The sequence below is a fragment of the Pandoraea sp. XY-2 genome (assembly GCF_004193915.1).
GTDB classification, from domain to species: Bacteria; Pseudomonadota; Gammaproteobacteria; order Burkholderiales; family Burkholderiaceae; genus Pandoraea; species Pandoraea cepalis.
This window is the reverse complement of record NZ_CP030849.1, coordinates 859,596-882,995: the sequence shown is the minus strand read 5'-3', so window position 1 is coordinate 882,995 and position 23,400 is coordinate 859,596. Positions and strand designations below refer to the sequence as shown.

The 23,400-nt window shown below is 63.4% G+C and carries 18 protein-coding genes and 2 pseudogenes; 1 reads left to right on the top strand and 19 read right to left on the bottom strand.

Going from position 1 to position 23,400, the window contains the following annotated elements:
- Positions 1–66: 66 nt before the first annotated feature.
- The 7 genes and pseudogenes from DRB87_RS04010 to DRB87_RS03980 form a co-directional block, all read right to left on the bottom strand.
- Positions 67–792 carry an amino acid ABC transporter ATP-binding protein gene (locus tag DRB87_RS04010; protein WP_130024957.1) on the bottom strand — a complete coding sequence of 242 codons (726 nt, stop codon included), beginning with the start codon at positions 790–792 and terminating at the stop codon, positions 67–69.
- Entirely contained in the window at positions 789–1,469 is a 681-nt protein-coding gene (gltK, locus tag DRB87_RS04005; protein ID WP_130024956.1) for a glutamate/aspartate ABC transporter permease GltK, read from the bottom strand. Before gltK ends, DRB87_RS04010 begins: the two co-directional genes overlap by 4 nt.
- A complete protein-coding gene (locus DRB87_RS04000; protein WP_130024955.1) occupies positions 1,469–2,209 on the bottom strand; it encodes an amino acid ABC transporter permease in 741 nt (246 codons plus the stop codon). The genes gltK and DRB87_RS04000 overlap by 1 nt, the downstream gene beginning before the upstream one ends.
- 109 nt (positions 2,210–2,318) lie before the next feature.
- Positions 2,319–3,227 (bottom strand): glutamate/aspartate ABC transporter substrate-binding protein, encoded by a 909-nt coding sequence (locus DRB87_RS03995; protein ID WP_017235638.1) that lies wholly within the window; start codon positions 3,225–3,227, stop codon positions 2,319–2,321.
- Positions 3,228–3,390: 163 nt separating this feature from the next.
- Positions 3,391–4,676: pseudogene (locus DRB87_RS03990) on the bottom strand (Glu/Leu/Phe/Val dehydrogenase).
- A gap of 209 nt (positions 4,677–4,885) precedes the next feature.
- Positions 4,886–5,842, bottom strand: coding sequence for a LysR family transcriptional regulator (locus DRB87_RS03985; RefSeq protein ID WP_130024954.1), 957 nt, complete (start codon positions 5,840–5,842; stop codon positions 4,886–4,888).
- Positions 5,843–6,002: 160 nt separating this feature from the next.
- Positions 6,003–7,907 carry an ABC transporter ATP-binding protein/permease gene (locus DRB87_RS03980; protein ID WP_017235635.1) on the bottom strand — a complete coding sequence of 635 codons (1,905 nt, stop codon included), beginning with the start codon at positions 7,905–7,907 and terminating at the stop codon, positions 6,003–6,005.
- 213 nt (positions 7,908–8,120) lie between these two features.
- Here DRB87_RS03980 and DRB87_RS03975 point away from each other — a divergent pair, with 213 nt between their 5' ends.
- Complete coding sequence (locus DRB87_RS03975) at positions 8,121–8,540, top strand: acyl-CoA thioesterase (protein WP_017235634.1); 420 nt, start codon at positions 8,121–8,123, stop codon at positions 8,538–8,540.
- Positions 8,541–8,638: 98 nt separating this feature from the next.
- Here the strand turns inward: DRB87_RS03975 and DRB87_RS03970 are convergent, their stop codons facing one another.
- The 12 genes and pseudogenes from DRB87_RS03970 to DRB87_RS03915 all read right to left on the bottom strand — a co-directional run bounded on the left by DRB87_RS03970 (position 8,639) and on the right by DRB87_RS03915 (position 23,388).
- Positions 8,639–9,406: an enoyl-CoA hydratase gene (locus tag DRB87_RS03970; protein ID WP_130024953.1), complete on the bottom strand. Its 768-nt coding sequence runs from the start codon at positions 9,404–9,406 to the stop codon at positions 8,639–8,641.
- A 170-nt stretch (positions 9,407–9,576) separates the two neighbouring features.
- Entirely contained in the window at positions 9,577–10,776 is a 1,200-nt protein-coding gene (locus tag DRB87_RS03965) for an acetyl-CoA C-acyltransferase (RefSeq protein WP_130024952.1), read from the bottom strand.
- A gap of 17 nt (positions 10,777–10,793) precedes the next feature.
- Positions 10,794–13,177 (bottom strand): annotated as a pseudogene (locus DRB87_RS03960) (3-hydroxyacyl-CoA dehydrogenase/enoyl-CoA hydratase family protein).
- 77 nt (positions 13,178–13,254) lie between these two features.
- Positions 13,255–15,042 carry an acyl-CoA dehydrogenase C-terminal domain-containing protein gene (locus tag DRB87_RS03955; RefSeq protein WP_130024951.1) on the bottom strand — a complete coding sequence of 596 codons (1,788 nt, stop codon included), beginning with the start codon at positions 15,040–15,042 and terminating at the stop codon, positions 13,255–13,257.
- A gap of 48 nt (positions 15,043–15,090) precedes the next feature.
- Entirely contained in the window at positions 15,091–15,684 is a 594-nt protein-coding gene (locus DRB87_RS03950; RefSeq protein ID WP_130024950.1) for a TetR/AcrR family transcriptional regulator, read from the bottom strand.
- Positions 15,685–15,892: 208 nt separating this feature from the next.
- Entirely contained in the window at positions 15,893–17,050 is a 1,158-nt protein-coding gene (gene clsB / locus DRB87_RS03945; RefSeq protein ID WP_130024949.1) for a cardiolipin synthase ClsB, read from the bottom strand.
- A gap of 18 nt (positions 17,051–17,068) precedes the next feature.
- Positions 17,069–17,533: a dihydroneopterin triphosphate diphosphatase gene (gene nudB / locus DRB87_RS03940; RefSeq protein WP_130024948.1), complete on the bottom strand. Its 465-nt coding sequence runs from the start codon at positions 17,531–17,533 to the stop codon at positions 17,069–17,071.
- A gap of 176 nt (positions 17,534–17,709) precedes the next feature.
- A complete protein-coding gene (aspS, locus tag DRB87_RS03935) occupies positions 17,710–19,512 on the bottom strand; it encodes an aspartate--tRNA ligase (protein ID WP_130024947.1) in 1,803 nt (600 codons plus the stop codon).
- Between the two features lie 47 nt (positions 19,513–19,559).
- Positions 19,560–20,204, bottom strand: a complete 645-nt coding sequence (locus DRB87_RS03930; RefSeq protein ID WP_017235625.1) for a DUF502 domain-containing protein — start codon at positions 20,202–20,204, stop codon at positions 19,560–19,562.
- Positions 20,205–20,307: 103 nt separating this feature from the next.
- Positions 20,308–20,649 carry an FmdB family zinc ribbon protein gene (locus tag DRB87_RS03925; RefSeq protein ID WP_130024946.1) on the bottom strand — a complete coding sequence of 114 codons (342 nt, stop codon included), beginning with the start codon at positions 20,647–20,649 and terminating at the stop codon, positions 20,308–20,310.
- A 220-nt stretch (positions 20,650–20,869) separates the two neighbouring features.
- On the bottom strand, positions 20,870–22,315 hold the full coding sequence (locus DRB87_RS03920) for a sodium:solute symporter family protein (RefSeq protein WP_130024945.1): 1,446 nt from the start codon (positions 22,313–22,315) through the stop codon (positions 20,870–20,872).
- Positions 22,316–22,689: 374 nt separating this feature from the next.
- Positions 22,690–23,388 carry a methyltransferase domain-containing protein gene (locus DRB87_RS03915; RefSeq protein ID WP_130024944.1) on the bottom strand — a complete coding sequence of 233 codons (699 nt, stop codon included), beginning with the start codon at positions 23,386–23,388 and terminating at the stop codon, positions 22,690–22,692.
- Positions 23,389–23,400: the final 12 nt, after the last annotated feature.

Below are 23,400 nucleotides of genomic sequence, written 5' to 3'. Positions count from 1 at the left end.
GACGCCGACGAGCATAAAAAAAGCGTGCCCGAAGGCACGCTTTTTTCATTCCACCCGCACCAACGATCAGTGCAGGATCTTGGCCAGGAAGTCCTTGGCGCGGTCCGACTTCGGATTCGCGAAGAACTCGTCCTTCTTGTCGTCTTCGACGATGATGCCTTGATCCATGAAGATCACACGGTTCGCGACCTTCTTGGCGAAGCCCATTTCGTGCGTGACCACCATCATGGTCATGCCTTCCTGCGCCAATTCGACCATCACGTCGAGCACTTCGTTGATCATTTCCGGGTCGAGAGCCGAGGTCGGCTCGTCGAACAGCATGGCGATCGGGTCCATGCACAGGGCGCGAGCGATGGCCACGCGCTGCTGCTGACCGCCCGAGAGCTGGCCCGGGAACTTGTGGGCATGCGCCGTCAGTCCCACGCGCTCCAGCAACTTCAGGCCCTTGTCACGGGCGGCGTCCTTGCTGCGACCGAGCACCTTGACCTGCGCGAGCGTCAGGTTTTCGGTGATCGACAGGTGCGGGAACAATTCGAAGTGCTGGAACACCATGCCGACGCGCGAGCGCAGCTTGGCCAGGTTCGTCTTCGGATCGGCAACCGATGTGCCATCGACGATGATCTCGCCTTGCTGGATCGGCTCCAGACCGTTGACGGTCTTGATGAGCGTGGACTTGCCCGAACCCGACGGGCCGCACACCACCACGACTTCACCCTTCTTGACTTCAGTGGAGCAGTCCGTGAGCACCTGGAACTGGCCGTACCACTTGGAGACGTTTTTAAGGGTAATCATTTCGCCAACCTCTTCTGAAGACGTTTAACCGACATCGAAACCGTGAAGCAGATCACAAAGTAGACCGCTCCGGCAAACACAATCATTGCGGGCAACGTGCCGTCACGCTGGCCCACCTGGTACGCCATGCCGAAGAAGTCGGCCAAGGCGATCGCGTATACGAGCGAGGTGTCCTGGAACAGAATGATGCCCTGGGTCAGCAACAACGGCACCATGTTGCGGAACGCCTGCGGCAGCACCACAAGCGCCATCGCCTGCCAGTACGACATGCCCAGCGCGTAGGCGGCGGACATCTGGCCCCGCGATACGCTCTGGATACCCGCGCGAATGATTTCCGAATAATACGCCGCTTCGAACAGCGAGAAGGCGACGAGTGCCGAGACCATCCGGATGTCCCAGGTCGGCGGCACATCGAGCACCGAACGCAACACCTGCGGCACGATCAGGAAGAACCACAGCAGCACCATCAGCAGCGGAATCGAGCGGAACAGGTTCACGTACAGATCCGCAAACCATTTCAGCACGGTCACGCCCGACAGACGCATCATCGCGAGAATCGTACCCCAGACGATGCCCACGACCACGGCGAGCACCGTGATCTGCAGCGTGGTGATCATGCCCTTGACGAGCAGCGGCATCGCGTCGATCGCGCCGCCCCATGCGAAGATCTCACCCATTATTTGCCCCCGATGTAGCCCGGCAGGCGGGTCTTGGCTTCGATGAAGCGCATGAGCACCAGCACCGCGACGTTGATGATCATGTACGCGATCGTCACAGCAATGAAGGACTCATAGCTATGCGCCGTGTAATCGATGAGCTGCTTGCCCTGCCCGGTCAGTTCGAGCAGGTTCACCGTCGAGATCACGGCCGAGTTCTTGAAGATGTTGACGAATTCCGAGGTGACCGGCGGGATCACCACACGGAAGGCCACAGGCAGCAGTACGAAGCGGTACGTCTGCGGCAGCGTGAGCCCCATGGCCAGACCGGCGCTCTTCTGGCCCTTGGGCAGCGAATTGATACCGGAGCGCACCTGCTCACACACCCGGGCCGCCGTAAAGAGCCCCAGGCCGACCACGCCGGTGAGCAGCGAGACGTTCGCCGGATTGAGCGCGAACAACCACGTGCGAACCGATTCCGGCAGGAAGTCGGGCGCCACGTAGTACCAGAAAAACAACTGAATAAGCAACGGGATGTTCCGGAACAACTCGACGTAGGCCGTCGCGAAGCCGGATATCCATTTGTTGGGGATGGTGCGCATCACGCCGAGCACGGAGCCCACGATGAGCGCAATGATCCAGCCGCCGAGGCCAACTTCAAGCGTGAGCTTGAAGCCCGAGAGCAACCACCCGAAATAGGTCGTCCCCTCGCCCGTTGCCACAGGCTGGAAGAAAAAACTGAAATCGAGACCGAGAGCCATGATCTCCCCTTTTCTACTTGTCTTGCTTAAAAAGAAGCGGAAGGATTGGCTCCTTCCGCTTCGGCATTACGCACTGATGGTGCTCGGCGACTCGTGAAGCCTGCGAGGCTTACTTGGCGCCTTGAACGTCAGCGTGGTCGTTCGGCGACTTCCACAGCGCGGCCATCTCGGCCGACGGGGGGAAGTCCATATTCACGCCGCCCAGCGCAGCGATCGGCTGCTGGAACCACTTGGCGAAGTCCTTCTGCGCCTGGCCCGACTTCTGGTAATCGGCAACGGCCTTGTCCACCAGCTTCTTGAAGGCCGGATCGTCCTTGCGCATCATGCAGCCGTAGGCCTCATACGATTGCGGCTTGCCGACAATGCTGTAGTCCTTGGCGTCCTTGAACTTGGCGCGCTCGCCCGCGAGCAGGGCGTCATCCATCATGAACGCGACGGCACGGCCCGAGTGCAGCGTGATAGCGGCTTCTCCGTGGTCCTTGGCGCTGATGATGTTCATGCCCATGTTGTCCTTCTGGTTCATCTCGCGCAGCAGACGCTCGGAGGTCGTGCCCGCCGTGGTCACGACGTTCTTGCCCTTGAGGTCGGCGAAGTCCTTGATGCCCGAGCTGTTCTTCGCCAGCAAACGCGTGCCGATGATGAAGAACGTGTTCGAGAACGCGGCCTGCTTCTGACGCTCGGCGTTGTTCGTGGTCGAACCGCACTCCATGTCGATCGTGCCGTTCTGAACCAGCGGAATGCGGTTCTGCGACGTGATCGGCGTCTGCGTGACCTTCAGGTTCGGCAGCTTGAGCTCCTTCTTGACTTCGGCCACGACGGCCATCGCCACATCATTGGCATAGCCAACGACATTGTGGTTATTGTCATAGAACGAGAACGGAATGGACGATTCGCGGTTACCCAGCGAGATGACGCCGGTGTCCTTGATTTTCTTGAGCGTACCGGTTTCCTGCGCCTGGGCAGCACCTGCCATCAAGCCAACACAGCACATCGCCAATGCAATTTTCGAGAGGGTCATTCTTTAGTCTCCTTGGCAAAAACAGATGCATTTTAGCACCGCATTTGCCCATTTTTTTATTATCGAATGTTCGGAACGTACGTCTTTCTTAACGCAAATCGCCCCGAACATTCTGTTTTACGCATTATTGCGTATTACTACTTAGCCGGACAGCACCGCCTGATCAGGGGTACAGACCGCGCATCTCGCGGGCTTGCAGAATCCGGGTACACGCCACGATGAATGCGGCAGTACGCAGCGAAACCTTATGCTCCTGCGCCACATGCCACACGCCATCGAACGCTTCGCGCATGATGCGCTCCAGACGGTGGTTGATCTCTTCCTCGGTCCAGAAGAAGCTCGAGAAATCCTGCACCCACTCGAAGTACGAGACCGTCACGCCGCCGGCGTTGGCCACCACGTCCGGCACGACAAGAATGTTCTTGCTGCGCAAAATGTCGTCGGCCGCCGTCGTCGTCGGGCCATTGGCCCCTTCGACCACGATCTTCGCGCGGATCTTGTCGGCGTTTTTCTCGGTGATCTGGTTTTCGAGTGCCGCCGGAATCATGAACTCGCAGTCCAGCGACCAGAACTCGTCGTCCTTGATGGTCTCAGCCGCCGGGAAGCCGCCCACGCCGCCAGTTTCGGCCACATGCTTGAGCAGGTTCGGCACGTCGAGGCCGTCGGACTTGTAGATCGTACCGGTGTGATCTTGCACGCCGATGACATGCGCACCAGCCTCGTGGAACAGACGGGCGGCAATGCCCCCACGTTGCCGAAGCCCTGCACCACCACGCGTGCGCCGCGCACGTCGAGTCCCAGACGGCGGGCCGCCTCGCAACTCACCACGAACACGCCGCGGCCCGTGGCTTCACGACGGCCCAGCGAGCCACCCAGCGAAATCGGCTTGCCGGTCACCACGCCGGTGGCCGTGGACCCCTCGTTCATCGAGTAGGTATCCATCATCCACGCCATGATCTGCTCATTGGTGTTGACGTCCGGCGCCGGAATATCCTTCGTCGGCCCGATGATGATGTTGATTTCGCTGGTGTAACGACGCGTCAGGCGCTCGAGCTCGCCGCGCGAGAGCTTGCGCGGGTCAACGCGAATACCGCCCTTGGCACCGCCGTAAGGCACGTTCACCGCCGCGTTCTTGACCGACATCCAGGCCGACAGCGCCATGACTTCGGACAGCGTGACATCCTGGTGGAAACGCACACCGCCCTTGCCGGGGCCGCGTGAAGTATTGTGCTGGACACGATAGCCCTCGAAATGGGCGATGGTGCCGTTGTCGAGTTCGATCGGGCAGTCGACGATCAGGATGCGCTTGGGACGCTTGAGGGTTTCGACCCAACGCGACAATGTGCCCAGGTAAGGCGTGACGCGGTCGACCTGTTGAAGGTAGTTGCCCCACGGACCGAGATCATCGGCCTGCAGGTAGGAAGGCAAGATATGTGACGTTTGCGACATTATGGAATTCTCCGGCTTCAATCTGCGCCGCACGCACATACCGTGCTTGCGACACGAATGGCTGGCACTTTACCGAGAACCCCCGAGAACAATCCAATGCCGAATAAACATGCAACTATGCAATTCGTGCATAGTTATACCAGCCGCATGAAATCATCGCGACCTTCCGCGAATCGACGCGCATCGCCCCGATCCGGCACGAACGCCGGTCAGCCTTTGATCTGATCGCGCACGGCTTGCCAGAACGCCTCGACCGCATCGCGCTTGGTCAGCTCGCGCCGGTTGCTGGCATCGGTATAGGCCAGACGGTCGCGATACAGGCGAATTTCCATGTCCAGATGCCATGGGGACGCCGCCTTGCCCGAGGGCGCGAGATCGACCAACTCGCCGCGCGCGACCGAATCGATCACGGCGCTTTCCGGTAGAAAGGCCACACCGTGTCCGGCGAGCACCATCGCCTTGAGCGCCTCGGCCATGTCCGTCTCGTACACCTTGTCCAGATGCAGCCGGTTCGAGGCGTCGCCGGCAAGCAGGTCGGTCATCCGGCCGAGATAGGCATTCGCCGTGTAGGCGAGGTAGGGCACCGGCGCGTCTGGCGTGCCAGGCAACTTGAAGCGGGGGCGCTTGTGCGGCGTCGGGGCGCTGTAGGGGCTGAACCGCTCGCTGCCGAGCACGATCATCTCGTAGCGCGCCGCATCGAGTTGCAAGGGCTGGCTCGGATGGTAGTAGCACATCAGGAGATCGCAGCCTCCATCGGTCAGCGACATCGCCGCGTCGTGCACGTTGAGCGCACGCAGACGGCTGCGTAGCAGGCCCAGACGCTTCTCCAGCGCCTTGAGCCATCGCGGGAAGAACGTCATCGACAGCGTGTGCGGCACGGCGAAATCGAGTACCGAATGGTCGGCCGAGCGCTGTTCGCGCAGCAAGGCGCGCGCCTCCTGCGCTTGCGAGAGCAATGCCAGCGCCTGCTCATAGAACACTTCGCCGGCCGCGGTGAGGCGCGTGGGGTAACTCGATCGGTCGATCAGTTCGCTGCCGAGCCACGCTTCGAGCGACTGAATCCGGCGCGAGAACGCGGGCTGCGTCACATGGCGCAACTCAGCCGAACGACTGAAACTGTTCGTCTTGGCGAGCGACACGAAGTCCTCGAGCCATTTGATTTCCATGCGGCACTCCCGCGTCGGCGATGTCAGCGCGCTAGTCTACTCAATCGTCCGGCCGGCGCACAGGCCCGCGTCCGCGCCAGTCGTCCAACTGCCCAACTGCCCAACGGCTCAACGGCCCAACCGCCCTGCCTTCCGCCCGACGGCCGAGTCGCCGCGCCCCTCAGGACACCACCGTGGCGAAGTGCGACGCCTCGGCATCGCCCTCCCCGTCGCGACGCTGCTGTTGCAACGCCCACATCTGCGCGTAGAGTCCTTCGGCACGCAGCAGGTCGTCGTGCGTGCCGCGCTCCACGATGCGGCCCTTGTCGAGCACGATGATCTGCGCGGCGTGCACGACCGTCGAGAGGCGGTGCGCGATGACGAGCGTCGTGCGTTCACGGGCGATGTTGCGCAACTCCGCCTGAATCGCCTGCTCGGAGCGCGAGTCCAGCGCCGAGGTCGCCTCGTCGAAAATCAGGATGTGCGGATTCTTGAGAAGGGTGCGCGCAATCGCCACGCGCTGCTTCTCGCCGCCGGAGAGCTTGAGCCCGCGCTCGCCGACCATCGACTCATAGCCGGCCGGCAGGCTCTCGATGAAGTCGTGGATATGCGCCGCACGGGCCGCGGCGATGACCTGCTCGCGCGACGCCGACGGATTGCCGTACGCGATGTTGTAGTAGATCGTGTCGTTGAACAGCACGGTGTCCTGCGGCACGATACCGATGGCCGCGCGCAGCGAATCCTGCGTAACGTCGCGAATGTCCTGCCCGTCGATGGTGATGCGCCCCGCCGCCGCGCCGGGGAAGCCGACGTCGTAGAAGCGGAACAGCAGGCGTGAGAGCGTCGATTTGCCCGAGCCGCTGTGTCCGACGACGGCCGTGGTCGTGCCCGCCGCCACGGTGAAATCGACGTCGTGCAGAATTTGGCGCGACGCCTCGTACCCGAAATTCACGTGCTCGAAACGCACGGTGCCGCCATGACAGACGAGCGGCGCCGCACCCGGCGGATCGGCGACTTCGCGATTCACGTCGAGCAACGTGAACATGCGATCCATGTCGGTCATCGCCTGTTTGAGTTCGCGATAGATCACGCCGAGGAAATTCAGCGGAATGTAGAGCTGCAGCATGAACGTGTTGACGAGCACGAGATCGCCGAGCGTCATGCGCCCACTCATTACGCCTTGGGTGGCATGCCAGAGAATCAGGATGAGTCCGGTCGCGATGATCGCCTGCTGCCCGAAATTCAACACCGAGAGCGAGTTCTGCGACCGAATCGCCGCCGCACGATAGCGCTTGAGGTTCTCGTCGTAACGCTGCGTCTCGAACGCCTCGTTGCCGAAATACTTCACCGTCTCGTAGTTGATCAGCGAATCGATCGCGCGCGCGTTGGCTTTCGAGTCGAGTTCGTTCATGGTGCGACGAAAATGCGTGCGCCACTCCGTGACTTTCACCGTGAACACGATGTAGAACGACAGTGCCACGAGCGTGACGATGGCGTAAAACGCGTCGTAGCGCACGACGAAGAAGCCGAGCACGAGCGCCACCTCGATGAGCGTGGGCAGAATGCTGTAGAGCGAGTACGAGATCATCGACTGGATGCCCCGCGTGCCGCGCTCGATGTCGCGACTCATGCCGCCCGTCTGACGCTCCAGGTGAAAGCGCAGCGACAGCGCGTGCAAATGGCGAAACACCTTGAGGGCGATTTGCCGCACCGCGCTTTCCGTCACCTTCGAGAACAGCATTTCCCGCAGTTCGGTGAAGAGCGACGTGGACAGGCGCACCACCCCGTATGCCACGACCAGCAGACCTAGCCCGCCCACGACGATCAGGCTCGCATCGCCCGATGCGCGCGCCGTGGCGGAGAAGGTCGCCACGGGGCCGAGCCCGTCGACGATGTGCTTCATGATGATGGGCACGCCGAGGTTGGCCACCTTCGCCATGACGAGGCACGACAGCGCCAGCGTGACGCGTCCGCGGAATTCGAGCAGATACGGGAACAGCGATTTGATGACTTGCCAGTCGCCGCGGGGGGGGCGAGCGGCGTCGGAGGCCGTCGGTGCAGGCTCGGCCGAAGAGTAACGTCTCATGATGGGGAGGGGCGGCGTCCGGCTCGTTCGAGGGCTTTCCGCTAAAATCGTCGATGGCGTATTTTCGCAGAACCCGGCGTCTCATGCTGAGCCGACGCCGGGGCGGCTCTCCCGCCCGTGGAAACCCGAAGAAGGACCGGCAGCGGCGTGCCGTCGCCGTCTTTCTCGCGGTTTCCGACTTTCGCAGTCTTCCCGGCTCACGCAAGGATCCTCATGAGTACCTCGACTGCTGCCCTCACGGCCCTGCCCGAAGAAAAAGAACTGGCGTTGCGCGTGCTGCCGATGCCTGCCGACGCCAACGCCCACGGCGACGTATTCGGCGGCTGGATCATGTCGCAGGTCGACATTGCCGGCTCGATCCCCGCCGCACAGCGCGCCAATGGCCGCGTGGCGACCATTGCCGTCAACTCGTTCCTGTTCAAGGAGCCGGTGTTCGTGGGCGACTTGCTGAGCTTTTACGCGACGATCGTGAAGACCGGCAATACGTCGATCACCGTCTACGTCGAGGCCTATGCGCAGCGCATGCGCCTGTCGCACGAGATCGTCAAGGTCACCGAGGCGATGGTCACGTACGTGGCGACCGACGAAGATCGCCGTCCGCGCCCGCTACCCAAGCTCGACACGGCGAGCTGAGCGTCCGCCAACGAAAAAACGCCGCCGTCTCGCAGAATGAGGCGTGCGGCGGTGATGCGCCTGCTGTGCCGCCGAGTCTTCCCGGCGACGGCGGGGCGTTATGAAAACTGACTGAAATCCGGCTTGCGCTTCTCGAAGAACGCCGTGAACGCCTCACGCGCTTCCGGAGAGACGAGCCGTTTGCCGAATTCCAACGCCTCGTCGCGAATACGCGCCTGCACCGCTTGCGCGCTGTCGCCCTTCATCAACTGCTTGGTCACGCGCAGCGACCCCGCCGGCATGGCCGCGAGTTGCGCGGCGCGCTTCGCAGCGTAGTCGGCCAGTTCGTCCGCCGGCACAACACGGTTGACGAAGCCCATCGCGACGGCCTCGTTCACGTCGAACGGCTCACCGAAAAGCAGCTTCTCGGCGGCACGCTGGTAGCCCGCCACGCGCGGCAGCAGCCAGCTCGACGCCGCCTCCGGACACAACGCCAGTTGCGAGAACGGCAGCGAGAAGCGTGCGGTTTGCGTGGCATACACCACATCGCAGTGCAGCAGCAGCGTCGTGCCGACGCCTACCGCATTGCCTGCCACGGCCGCCACAATGGGTTTGGTTGCCTGGCTGATCGCACGCAGGAACTGGAACACGGGGGCGTCCTCGTCCTTCGGCGGGTTTTTCAGGAAATCTTCGAGATCGTTGCCCGCCGAAAAAGCCTCAGGCTGCCCCTGGATCAGCATCACGCGCAACGACGGATCGGCCTCCGCCTCGGCAATGCCTTCGGCCATTGCCTGATACATCGCGGCGGTAATCGCATTCTTCTTGTGCGCGCGGTTGAAGGTCAGCACCTGCACCGCGCCCTGGCGATGCACCAATACGTCTTCCATCTCGTGGGTCTCCTCGGGTGTTCCAGGCATCTGGCGACGCCGGGTCACTGCCCGTCGTAGATGACAACGCCGGGGGCGGTCGCGCTGTTGCGAAACCGCACCCCGGCGCCCTGGGCCGTCGTCCGCCGCATGTCTGACGACTGCCCGCCGACGGCCTGCGGCGCGCCCGCTTACATGCGCTCGAGAATCCCCGCCGCGCCCATGCCGGTCCCCACGCACATGGTCACCATCCCGTACTTCAGGTTGTGACGGCGCAGCGCGTGCACCACGGTCGCGGCGCGGATCGCACCGGTTGCGCCCAGCGGGTGGCCCAGCGCGATGGCGCCGCCCATCGGGTTGACCTTGCGGGTATCGAGATCTAGATCCTTGATGACGGCAAGGGCCTGCGCGGCAAACGCCTCGTTCAATTCGATCCAGTCCATGTCCTGCTGCGACAGGCCCGCCGCACGCAGTGCCGCGGGAATCGCTTCCTTCGGACCGATACCCATGATCTCGGGCGGCACGCCGCGCACGGCGAACGACACGAAACGGGCGAGCGGCGTGAGGTTGAACTGCTTGAGAATCTTCTCACTCACGACGAGCAGCGCGCCGGCACCATCCGACGTCTGCGAACTGTTGCCGGCCGTGACCGAGCCCTTGTTCGCGAACACCGGACGCAGTTTGCCCAGCCCTTCGATCGACGTATCCGGACGCGGGCCTTCGTCGAGCGACAGCGTGCGCGTCTTGATCGACACTTCGCCAGTCGCCAGGTTCGGAAAGCGTTCGACGATCTCGATCGGCGTGATCTCGTTCGTGAATTCACCGGCCTGTTGCGCCTGGATCGCCTTCTGGTGCGAGGCCAGTGCGAAGGCGTCCTGCGCGTCGCGCGTCACGCCCCATTGCTGCGCCACCTTCTCGGCGGTCAACCCCATGCCATAGGCGATGCCCACGTTCTCGTCGCGCTCGAAGATCGACGGCGAGAGCGACGGCGTGTTGCCCATCATCGGCACCATGCTCATGCTCTCGATACCCCCGGCGAACATTGCGTCGGCTTCGCCCACGCGAATGCGGTCCGCCGCCATCGCGAGCGCGGTGAGGCCCGAGGCGCAGAAGCGGTTGACGGTCACCCCGCCCACCGTGTTCGGCAGACCCGAGAGCAGTGCGCCGATACGCGCCACGTTCAAGCCCTGCTGGGCTTCGGGAATGGCGCAGCCGATGATGGCGTCTTCGATCACTTTCGGATCGAGATCCGGCACCTGCGCGAGCGCGCTCTTGAGAATGGTCGCGAGCAGGTCGTCCGGACGCGTGTTCTTGTAGCTGCCCTTGGGTGCCTTGCCGATCGGCGCGCGCGTGGCGGCTACGATATAGGCGTCTTGCAGTTGTTTGCTCATGTCAGTCTCCGATCGGCTTAGTTGCGCACCGGCTTGCCGGATTGCAGCATGCCCATGATGCGTTCCTGGGTCTTCGACGTGCCCAGCAGGTCGACGAAGGCGCGACGCTCGAGCGCCAGCAGCCATTCTTCGTTCACGAGGCTGCCGCCCTCCACGTCGCCGCCGCACACGGCTTCGGCGATGCGCGAGGCGATCAGGAAGTCGTGCGCCGAGATGAAGTTGCCGTCTCGCATATTCACGAGCGACGCCTTGATGGTCGAGATCCCCGAGCGACCGGCTACAGGAATGCCGGCCGGCTTGAGCGGCGGACGATAGCCGGCAACGGCCAGCGCACGCGCTTCGTTACGGGCGACCGACAGCAGTTCGTGCACGTTGTACACGATGGTGTCCGTCGGCTTCAGATAGCCCATGTCGCGGGCGTCGAGCGCCGAGGCCGAGACCTTTGCCATCGCCGCGTTGGTAAACGACTTGGTGACGAACTGGAGATACTGCACGCTCCCCGCCGAGGTCGCGGCGTCGGCCGCGCGGATCGCCGCTTCCTTCAGGCCACCGCCGGCCGGCACCAGGCCCACGCCGACTTCCACGAGACCGATGTAGCTCTCGAGCGCCGCCACGCGCTTCGCGCTATGCAGCAACAGCTCGCACCCGCCGCCCAGCGCAATGCCGGAGACGGCCGAGACGACCGGCACCTGCGCGTACTTCACACGCATCATGCCGTCCTGGAACTTCTTGATGAACGGCTCGATGCCCTTCGCGCCGCCCATCATGAACGCGGGCATGGCCGCTTCGAGATCGGCGCCGGCAGAGAACGGCCCCCCGGCGCACCGAGTTTGAGCGACGTGGGCTGCCATACGACCACACCGCGATATTGCTGCTCGGCCAGATCGATCGCACGGGTCAGCCCGTCGATGACGGCCGGCCCGATGGTGTTCATCTTCGACTTGAACGAGACGATAAGCACGTCGTCCTGCCCTGGGGTCTCGTCGACCCACAGGCGCACGGCGTCGTTCTCCTCGATGGTCTTGCCGAATTTGCGCGGGTCGGCGCTGGCATCGCCCACGAGCGAGGCCGGGAAGACCTGACGCTGATACACCGGCAGCGTGCTGCGCGGTACAAACGCATCTTTGGCCGGCGCATACGAGCCCGCCGCCGTGTGCACACCGCCCGCCTCGGCGACCTTGCCGCTCGTCACCCACTTGGGCAGCGGCGCGCTCGAGAGCGCCTGACCGGCGTCGATGTCTTCCTGCACCCACTGCGCAATGTCCTTCCAGCCCGCAGCCTGCCAGTCCTCGAACGGACCGGTGCTCCAGCCGAAGCCCCAGCGAATGGCGAAGTCGACTTCACGTGCGTTGTCGGCGATCTGCTCGAGATACACACCGATGTAATGGAACACATCGCGGAACACCGCCCACAGGAACTGTGCCTGCGGGTTCGTCGATTCGCGCAGCAGACGCAGACGCTCGGCCGGCGCTTTCTTCAGAATGCGCACGACCATCTCGTCGGCCTTCTTGCCCGACTCGACATACTCGCCCGATTGCGGGTCGAGCACCTTGATGACCTTGCCTTCCTTCTTGTAGAAACCCGCACCCGTCTTCTGACCCAGCGCGCCCTTTTCTACAAGTGCCTTGAGCACCGGCGGCGTGGCATACGTCGCGGCGAACGGGTCGTCCTTGAGGCCGTCCTGCATCGTCTTGATCACGTGCGCCATCGTGTCCAGACCGACCACGTCGGCCGTGCGGAACGTGGCCGACTTTGCGCGACCCAGCTTGCTGCCGGTCAGGTCATCCACCACATCGAACGGAATGCCGTACTTCTGCGCTTCGGCGAACACCGCCAGAATCGAGAACACGCCCACGCGGTTGGCGATGAAGTTCGGTGTGTCCTTCGCGCGAACCACGCCCTTGCCGAGCGTGGAGGTGAGAAACGTTTCGAGCTGATCGAGGATGGCCGGCGCGGTGGTCGCGGTCGGAATCAGTTCGACCAGATGCATATAGCGCGGCGGGTTGAAGAAGTGCACGCCGCAGAAGCGCGACTTGAGGTCGGCGTCAAAGCCTTCCGAGAGTTCGGTGATCGACAGACCCGACGTGTTCGACGCGAAGATCGCATGCTTGGCCAGATGCGGCGCGACCTTCTTGTACAGGTCATGCTTCCAGTCCATGCGCTCGGCAATCGCTTCGATCACCACGTCGCAGCCGGCGAGGGTTGCAAGGTCGTCCTCGTAATTCGCCGCTTCGATGTATTGCGCGTCGGCCTTGTCGGCGAACGGCGCGGGGCTCAGCTTCTTCAGGCCGTCGATGGCACGCAGGACGATGCCGTTCTTCGGGCCTTCCTTGGCCGGCAGATCGAACAGCACGACGGGCACTTTCGCATTGACGAGGTGCGCGGCGATCTGCGCACCCATCACGCCGGCGCCCAGCACAGCGACCTTGCGTACGACCAGGGGTTTGTTGGTTTGGCTCACGGTGATCTCCTCCGCTCTCAGAACAGGTCGACGTCGACTTCCATCAGCGTCTTCGCACCGGCACGGGCCATGCGGATTTGCGACGCGGTCTCCGGCAGCAACTTGGCGAAATAGAAACGCGCCGTGGCGAGCTTCGATTCGTAGAACTTGTCGCCGCTGCCTTGCTTGTCAAGCGCGATGCGCGCCATGCGTGCCCAGAAGTAAGCGAACACGAGATGGCCGACCACGCGCTGATACGGCACCGAGGCGGCGCCCACTTCGTCTGGATTGGTCATGGCCTTCATGCCGATTTCCATCGTCAGCTTCTGCACCTTGTCGCCGATGTCCGCGAGCGGATTGACGAACTCCTGCATTTCCTCCTTCGTGCCTTCGGCCTCGACGAAGTCCTGCACGAGCTTGCCGAACTTCTTTAGCTTCGCCCCCATGTCGCCGAGCACCTTGCGGCCCAGCAGGTCGAGCGCCTGAATCGAGTTCGTGCCCTCGTAGATCATGTTGATGCGTGCATCGCGCACATACTGCTCCATGCCCCACTCGGAGATGAAGCCGTGGCCGCCGTAGATCTGCATCGCGTGGTTGGTGCACTCGAACGCATTGTCGGTCAGGAAAGCCTTGATGATCGGCGTGAGCAGCGCGACCAGATCCGCCGCCTCGCGGCGCTCGGCTTCGTCACCATGCGACAGTTCCTTGTCGATATGCAGCGCGGTCCAGTACGAGAACGCACGACCGCCTTCCACATAGGCCTTTTGCGTGAGCAGCATGCGCCGCACGTCCGGATGCACGATGATCGGATCCGCCGGCTTGTCGGGGGCCTTCGGGCCGGTGAGCGAGCGCATCTGGATGCGCTCCTTCGCGTACACCAGCGAGTTCTGGTAAGCGACTTCCGTCAGGCCCATGCCCTGCATGCCCACGCCCTGACGCGCGGCGTTCATCATCACGAACATGGCATTCAAGCCCTTGTTCGGTTCGCCGACGAGCCAGCCGCGCGCGCCGTCGAGGTTCATCACGCAGGTGGCGTTGCCGTGAATGCCCATCTTGTGCTCGATCGAGCCGCACTTGATGCCGTTGCGCTCACCCGGTGCGCCATTCGCGTCGGGGATGAACTTCGGCACGACGAACAGCGAGATACCCTTCGTTCCCGGCGGCGCGTCCGGCAGGCGGGCCAGCACAAGGTGGACGATGTTGGCGGCCATGTCGTGCTCGCCGGCGGAGATGAAGATCTTGGTACCGGAGATGGCGTACGAGCCATCGCCATTCGGCTCGGCCTTCGTGCGCAACATGCCCAGATCGGTGCCGCAATGCGGCTCGGTCAGGCACATCGTACCGGTCCATTCGCCCGATACGATCTTCGGCAGATAGGTGGATTGCTGCTCAGGCGTGCCATGCGCATGCAGGCACTCGTAAGCGCCGTGCGACAGGCCGGGATACATCGTCCAGGCCTGGTTGGCGGAGTTGAGCATTTCATACAGGGCGTTGTTGACGACCTGCGGCAGCCCTTGGCCTCCGAATGCGGGGTCACACGCCAGCGAGGGCCAGCCGGCCTCGACGTATTGCTGATAGGCCTGCTTGAAGCCGGTCGGCGTCGTGACCACGCCATCGCCTTCGTACTTGCAGCCCTCGCGATCACCCACCTGATTCAGCGGGAAGACGACTTCGCTGCAGAACTTGCCGGCCTCTTCGAGCACCTGGTTGATGGTGTCGGCATCGATGTCCGCGTGTTTCGGCAATGCCTTCAATTCGTTTTCCACGCCCAGCAGTTCGTGCAAAACGAACTGCATGTCGCGCAGCGGCGCGTTGTACTGTCCCATGACCTACTCCTCCGAACAAATCGAATTGAATCGCGGACGGCTCGCGCCTCACCCGCGCTGATAAGACGAAATCAGTTTTTCCAGCGCCACCCGGGTCATCTCGACTGCCCCCGGCTCCCGGAGGAACCGCGCGTCATGATGCAAGCCAAGTGTCAGGCTGTACATTTCAAAGAGCATCAGACGCGGATCGGTGTCCTCGCGCAGATGCCCCTCCTCCTTCGCTTGCGTGATCGCGCGCAGCAGGGCCGATCGCCACAACCGCACGCTCTTCACCAAGGCCTCGCGCACCGGACTGGCCGCGCGATCGTCGTACTCGACGGCACCGCTGATATAGATACAGCCCGTCGTCACCTCGCGAATGCGCTTGTCCATCCAGCGATCCACCAGCGCCCTGAGTCGCGGCAAGCCGCGCGGGGCTTCCATCCCGGGGGCGAATACCTCGTCCTCGAAACGCCGGTGATATTCGCGCAGCACTTCAATCTGCAAGTCCTCGCGCGAACCGAAGTGCGCGAAGACGCCGCTCTTGCTCATCTGCATACGATCAGCCAGCAAGCCGATCGTCAGCCCCTCAAGTCCATCGCGCCCCGCAAGTTCCAGCGCGGCATTCAGGATGGCGGCTCGTGTCTGTTCACCCTTTCGCATATGTTTGGCATCGCTTTGGTTATCCGTTCTCCGATGCTAACCAAAAAATCGAACGGCCGTCCTATTATTGAGGGACGCCCATGGGCGAACAAGGAATTTATTAGATCGGAATACCTAATCGGTAGCCGTCGGAAGGGGGGCGGCGACGTCGGCACAGGGCCGAGGGCAATGAGCAACGGCGGATCATCCGTCGGCATCCGCCCGAGAATCAGTCGTATTTGCCGCGCGTGAGGAGCCGCATCGTCAGGCGATAGAGGCGATACGCCATCCACTGGCGGAAGCGCCGCCAGCGCGAGCGTGCGCCGTAGCGGGCGGGGTCGATGAGACGCGCCTCGTCAAAGGCTCGGCGGATATGGTCGCGCAGTTCGATGACCAGCGGGTCGTCGAGCACCACCACGTTGGCTTCGTGATTCAGGAACAGCGACAGCGCATCCAGATTGGAGGAGCCGACCGTCGCCCATACGTCGTCGACGACAGCCACCTTGCCATGCAGTTGACGCACGTCGTACTCGCCGATGCGCACGCCGGCATCGAGCAACTTCGCGTAAAGCCAGGGCACCGCGGCGTCGAGCAGGCGGAACTCGTTGCGGCCGATCAGCAGATGCACCGCCACGCCGCGTTGGGCCGCCTGCGTCAGTGCACGTCGCAGCCGGCGGCCGGGCACGAAATAGGGATTCGCGAGCCAAACCTCGTGGCGCGCGCGGCCCAGCGCCATCAGATACGCCTTTTCGACCGCGCGACGATTGTGCAGGTTATCGCGTGCCACGAAAGCCGCCTGACCGGCGTAAGGGGCGTGCAAACGCCCACGTTGCCCGCGGCGACGATGACGGAACGGCGTCCCCAGATACCCCGGCGCGAGGCGCAGCCACTGAATGTGAAACGCGATGGAGATCTCAGTGACGAGGGGACCGCGGCATTGCACGGCAAAGTCCCAGCGCGGATCGTCCATGCGGGTGTCGCCACCGGCGTTGTCGTCGTCGATGATGTTGATGCCGCCGACGAATGCCACCGTGTGATCGACGATGGCCAGCTTGCGGTGCGTGCGCGAGAAACCGAACTTGCCGAACAGTCTCGGATTGTAGATGCGATACGCCACACCGCTCTCGCGCCAGTCGGCGAGAAACGGCAGTCGGCGGCTCGTGCCGATGCCGTCGAGGATGACGCGTACCGCAACGCCGCGTTGCGCGGCGCGTTGCAGCGCTGCGGCGACTTGCTGCCCCGCCTCGTCGGCCTCGAAGATATATGTCTCGAGCGCCACGTCGCGGGTGGCGCGGTCGATGGCGGCGATGAGGGCTGCGAAGTAGCGCTGACCGAGATAGAGCAGCGTCAGATCGTTATCGCGGGAAAACGGCAGGTACTTGCTCATCGGCGCGCCGTGCCGCGGCTAGCGCACGCGCAACGGCAACTGCCGGATGGCATCGCCGTTCGACGGTGAGAAACAACGCGCGGCGGCCGCTTCCCACGGCAGCCAGGCGTAGGCGACGTGCTCGCGCGGCGAGAGCGTCACGGCGGTGTTCTGCGGCACGCACAAGCCGAACCAGTGCTCCGTATTGCGCGTCACGCCCGGTGCATAGCGATGGGCCCAACGCGGATAGATGTTGTACTGAATTTCGTGCTGCCAATCGGTCAGCGCAGCGGCGGGCACCGGGGTTCCGTTTGCCACGCGAATACCGGTCTCCTCGAAGACTTCGCGCACGGCCGTCTCGAGCAGCGGTTCGTCGAGCCGGTCCTTGCTGCCGGTGACCGACTGCCAGAAGTTCTCGGCGTCCGCACGCTCGATGAGCAGAACGTCGAGCGCCGGCGTATAGATCACGACGAGCACGGATTCGGGAATCTTGAAGGGTTTCATGCAGGTGGCGATTCGAGAACGGCACCGAAGAGCGGCACCGATGACGCATTGTATAGGGCAAACGCCGGGTGTTGCGGCATGCGCGATGCCCCCGAAAAACGAAAACCCCCTCGCCTGACGGCAGAGGGGGTTTTCAGCCTTGCGTGCGGGGCCGACGAGCGGCCCCGTGAGCCACGTCAGGCCTTGGGCGCTTCCGGCTGGCGCAGACGGATATGCAGGTCGCGCAGTTGACGCTCGTCGACCGACGACGGTGCCTGCGTGAGCAGATCCTGCGCACGTTGCGTCTTCGGGAACGCGATCACGTCGCGGATCGAATCGGCACCGGCCATCATCGTGATGACGCGGTCCAGACCGAACGCGATGCCCCCGTGCGGCGGCGCGCCGTACTGGAGCGCGTCGAGCAGGAAGCCGAACTTTGCCCGGGCTTCTTCCTCGCCGAGATTGAGCGCACGGAACACCTTGCTCTGCACGTCTTCCTGGAAGATACGGACCGAACCGCCGCCGATTTCCCAGCCGTTGAGCACCATGTCGTAGGCCTTGGCCAGACACTTGCCCGGATCGGTCTCGAGGTAGTCGATGTGCTCGTCCTTCGGGCTCGTGAACGGATGATGGCACGCGACCCAGCGGGCATCTTCCTCGTCGTACTCGAACATCGGGAAGTCGACGACCCACAGCGGACGCCAGCCGGCTTCGAACAGGCCGTGGCTCTTGCCGAATTCCGAGTGACCGATCTTCAGACGCAGCGCGCCGATGCCGTCGTTCACCACCTTGGCCTTGTCCGCACCGAAGAAAATGATGTCGCCGTCCTGCGCGCCGGTACGCTCGAGAATCGAGGCAACGGCGGCGTCGTGCAGATTCTTCACGATCGGGCTTTGCAGACCGTCGCGACCCTTGGCCACTTCGTTGACCTTGATCCACGCCAGGCCCTTCGCGCCGTAGATCTTCACGAAATCGGTGTAGGCGTCGATTTCGCTACGCGAGATCTCCGCACCGCCCGGCACGCGCAGCGCAACCACGCGACCGCCCTCGGTCGTGGCCGGCACCGAGAACACCTTGAAGTCCACGTCGCCCATCACGTCGGTCAGCTCGGTGAATTCGAGCTTCACGCGCAGATCCGGCTTGTCGGAGCCGAAGCGACGCATCGCTTCCGCGTACTCCATGACCGGCACCTTGGCGTCGAGGTCGACGTCGATGGCTTCCTTGAACACGTGACGAATCATGTTCTCGAACAGATCGCGGATTTCCTGCTCCGAGAGGAACGAGGTTTCGCAGTCGATCTGCGTGAATTCCGGCTGACGGTCAGCGCGCAGGTCTTCATCGCGGAAGCACTTGGTGATCTGGTAATAGCGGTCGAAGCCGGCCACCATCAAGAGCTGCTTGAAGAGCTGCGGCGACTGCGGCAGCGCGAAAAACATGCCCGCGTTCACACGCGAGGGCACCAGATAGTCGCGCGCGCCTTCCGGGGTGCTCTTCGTGAGCATCGGGGTCTCGATGTCGATGAAGCCTTGCGCATCGAGATATTTGCGCACTTCCATCGCCACCTTGTAGCGCAGGCGCAGGTTGTATTGCATCTGCGGACGACGCAGATCCAGCACGCGATGTGTGAGGCGCGTGGTTTCCGACAGGTTTTCGTCGTCGAGCTGGAACGGGGGCGTGACCGACGGGTTGAGCACTTCGAGCGCGTGGCACAGCACTTCGATCTTGCCGCTCGTGAGGTTGGCGTTCTCGGTGCCCGCCGGACGGCTGCGCACCAGGCCCGTGATCTGCACGCAGAATTCATTGCGCAGGCCTTCGGCGGCCTTGAACATCTCCGCGCGGTCCGGATCGCACACGACCTGCACCAGACCTTCGCGATCGCGCAGGTCGATGAAAATGACCCCGCCGTGATCGCGGCGGCGATTGACCCAGCCACACAGCTTGACCGTTTGGCCCAGTTGTTGCTCGGTCACCAGACCGCAGTAGGAGGTACGCATGGACATTTTGCTGTTCCGATTTTCAAAAAATGGCGCCGGCGATTCCCAGTGGCTCAGAGGAGCGGACCGGGACGTTGCTGGCGCGGGTTGTGGGCGGGCGCCACCACGCCCATCGATACGATGTACTTGAGGGCGGCATCGACCGTCATGTCGAGTTCGACCACGTCGCTCGCCCGCATCATCAGGAAGAAACCCGACGTCGGGTTCGGCGTCGTCGGGACATAGACGCTCACGAACTCGCCCTGCAAATGATTGACCACGTCGCCGCCCGGCGCGCCGGTCAGGAAAGCGATGGTCCAGGAATCCGCGTGCGGATATCGCACGAGCAACGCCTTGCGAAACGCGTTGCCGTTGCTGGACAGCAAGGTGTCGGACACCTGCTTGACGCTGCCATACAGCGGTCCAACGATGGGAATGCGCGTCAGGATGGCTTCCCACCAGCCGACCAGCTTCTGGCCGATGAAATTATGCGCCAGAAGGCCAACGACGAACACGAACGCGAGCGTCACCACCACGCCGAAGCCGGGCACGCGCATGCCGATGAGGTGCGACGGCTGCCAGTCGTCCGGCAACAGCAGCAAGGTCTGATCCATCGTGCCGATGATCAGGCCGAGGACCCACAGCGTGATGGCGAGCGGCACCAGCACCAGCAGGCCGGTGAGGAAAATCGTCTTCAACGCGGGTTTCTTAACGCGCATGGCAGGGCTCGCGAAGGTGGGCGGCTATGGGGTGTGTCAGCAGGCGAATCCGCGTCCCGGCGCATCCGGCCGCCGGGCGCGAACGCGCATCGTTCTGTCTATCTCAGTGGCAGGCGCAACCGCCGCCACAGCTCGCCGCCGGCGCGCTCGACGACTCGCCGCCAGACGACGAGGCCGAAGCGGGCGACGTCGCGCTCTCGCCCGACGCCGCTGCCGGCGCCGACGAGGTCGACGCCGCACCCGAGGCACTCGCGCCGCCCGAACCGCCACGGAAATCGGTCACATACCACCCTGAACCCTTGAGCTGGAACCCGGCCGCAGTCACCTGCTTGCGAAACGTGTCCTTGCCGCATTCCGGGCACTGGGAGAGCGGATCATCGCTCATTTTTTGCAGCACATCCTTGGCGAAACCGCATGTTTCGCAACGATAGGCATAGATAGGCATGGTACTTTCCGACGGAAAAAGGCGCGCAAAGCCTTGAATTATAACCGCTTCACAAGGCTTTCGGGATTTGTCCAGCGACATATGGGGCCGCAACGCCCCAAGATCAAGGTCGCCCGTGGCCGCAGTCCGCGTAGTGGAAGGCTTTCCGGCCGGAACGCCCACCGCCCGCCGATGAAAAAGGGCGGCAATTGCCGCCCTTTCATTGCCCGGTGCGGGTTCGTCAGACCGTCGACACCTGCGGCTCCGCCGACTTCGTGCGTTCTGCGTTGGGCTGGAGAAGCGAGCCGACCACCATGCCGACGATCGAGGCCGCCAGGCCCGCCAACTGCGCCGGGACTATGGCCTCGGGCGCCAGCCATTCGCAGCCAATCCAGACGCCCAGGCCGAAGAGCACGGCGAGCGTGCCGCCGAGCGAGCTCGAACGCTTCCAGTACAAGCCGAACGCCAGCGGCACGAAACAGCACACCAGCGTGACCTTGTACGCGCTCTCGACCATGTGGAAGATCGACGCCGTGGAATTGAGCGCATACACCAGCACCAGCGCCGTGAAGCACAGCACGACGATGCGCATCAGACGCAGCAAGTGCTTGTCGTCAATCCGGCCGCGCAGCATCGGGCGGACGATGTTCTCGGCGAAGGTCACCGACGGCGCCAGCAGCGTGGCCGACGCGCAACTCTTGATCGCCGAGAGGAGCGCGCCGAAGAACATCACTTGTGCAACGATCGGCACGCTAGTGAGCACCAACTGCGGCAAGATCTGTTGCGGATCGGTGCCGATGTACTTCTGTACCATCGACGGGGCGATCAGCAGCGCCGAGTAGGCCAGGAAGATCGGGATGAACGTGAAGAAGAAGTACAGCACGCCGCCCGTGACCGAACCGGCGACCGCCACGTTTTCCGACTTCGACGACATCACGCGCTGAAACACGTCCTGTTGAGGAATCGAGCCGAACATCATGGTGATGCCCGCCGCGATGAACGCCAGCACTTCGGCCGGATTCAACTCGGGAAGGAACACGAACTTGCCGGCGTCCGCCGCGTGCGCGATCACCGCGCTCGCCCCGCCCGGCACCATGCCGGAGACTTGCACGGCGATGTACACGAGACCCACGACGATGATGATCATCTGGATGAAGTCGGTCACGGCCACCGAGATCATGCCGCCGAGCAGCGTGTAGGCCAGCACCGAGACCGCGCCGACGATCATGCCCGTGGGCTCGGACATCGCGCCGCCGGACACCGCGTGAAACACGAGACCCAGTGCCTTGATCTGCGCGCCGACCCAGCCGAGGTAAGAGATCACGATCGCGATACTCGTCACCACTTCAACCGTACGGTTGTACCTGAGCTTGTAGAAGTCGCCGATCGTCATGAGGTTCATGCGATACAGCTTGCGGGCGAAAAACATGCCGACGAGCACCAGGCACATCGACGAACCGAACGGATCCGAGACCACACCGCGCAGCCCTTCGCCGAGGAAGGTGGCGGGAATGCCGAGTACCGCTTCGGAGCCGAACCAGGTGGCGAAGACCACGGCGATGACCATGCCATAGGGCAGGCGACGGCCGGCGACGGTGAAATCCTTGGTATTGCGGACCTTGAGGGCGGCCAACAGCCCGATGGCCACTGAAATGACCCAATACAGTATGACAAACCAGATCAGCATAACGCGGCCCCCGCCAATCCCCGGGGCGTCGGTCATGGCGTGGCGGCGTCAGTCTTGCGTCCGGTCCGGCCTCAAAAGGCCACTGCGCAAGCGAACGATACCGCGCCTTGGGCCGCAGCCTTCCGGGCAACAGAAAATCAGGTCGTGCATGACGGGGCCGATGCGATGGAGCGCCTTTATCTGCCCGCTGTGCCGCCTGGCGAAAAAATTTCGGCCGATTATAGCGGCGCGCGCGCCACACGGGGAGGAAAAATCGCGACGGCCGAGTTCGATGGCGGCAAATATCGGGAATTGCCTAGCGTCTGGGGTGACGTTGCATGCTGATGGTGCCTGTGCGCAGTCACCGCCGTGACGCCAAAGGGACCGTTTGACGCTCAGCGCCGGCGCCAGATCATCCAGTGTTCGGCGCCGGCGAAGACCGGCACCGAGTCGTCGACCTGCCGGTCCGCCTCGCAGACGAAATCCTGACCGAGCAGAGCATCCAGGGCGTCCGGCGCGATGCCGAACGGCGGGCCCTTCAGCGTTTCCTTGAGGAAGAAAAATCCGGCCAGACGTCCACCTTGGGGCAGCAGTTGCGCCATCCGGCGGGAGTAGTCCTGCCAGAGGGTGCGGGGCAAGGCGCAGAGAAACGCCCGCTCGTAGACCACCTCGAGCGTGAACGGCGGCGTATAGGTGAAGAAATCGGCCTGTTCCACGAGCGCCGCGTGTGGACCGAGCCGCGCCTTGGCCGACGCGACGGCGGTCGCCGAGAAGTCGATGGCCCGCACCGGCCAGCCTTGCCTGTCGAGCCATGCGGCCTCATACGCCGAGCCGCAACCCGGGATCAGCGTGGCCCGGGGTGCGCCCTCGCCGGCTACGAAGTCTCGCAGCGCCTGGGGCACCCCGGCCGCGTCCCACGGCATGAAGGCGCTCGCGAAGCGCTCGTCCCAGAATTCCGCGCGCGACGGATCGCGATGGGAGAAAGACGGGACGGAAGGTCCGGCAGGCGCGGCGGGCGCACCGCCCGTCTCCGGCCGGTCATCCTCGCGAGGGGCGGCAAATGCGACGTAAGGCGTTCGGACGATGGGCACCATAGGCTCCGCCAT